The 319-nt window shown below is 53.3% G+C and carries 1 rRNA gene; it reads right to left on the bottom strand.

The window, feature by feature from the left end:
- A 23S ribosomal RNA gene (locus tag DW297_RS03200) occupies positions 1-319 on the bottom strand; the annotation flags it as partial.

Genomic DNA, 319 nt, shown 5'->3' with positions numbered 1-319 from the left:
GCTCAAACGATAAAGAGGTGGTACAGGAATATCAACCTGTTGTCCATCGCCTACGCCTGTCGGCCTCGGCTTAGGTCCTGACTAACCCTGAGCGGACGAGCCTTCCTCAGGAAACCTTAGGCATTCGGTGGACGGGATTCTCACCCGTCTTTCGCTACTCATACCGGCATTCTCACTTCTAAGCACTCCACCAGTCCTTACGGTCTGACTTCACTGTCCTTAGAACGCTCCCCTACCACTGATACCATTCGGTATCAATCCGCAGCTTCGGTGGTGTATTTAGCCCCGGTACATTTTCGGCGCAGAGTCACTCGACTAG

This window comes from Microbacterium sp. PF5 (assembly GCF_004794315.1).
Classification (GTDB): domain Bacteria; phylum Actinomycetota; class Actinomycetes; order Actinomycetales; family Microbacteriaceae; genus Microbacterium; species Microbacterium sufflavum.
Note: the sequence above shows the minus strand (reverse complement) of the source record. Positions and strands in the feature narration are given on the sequence as shown.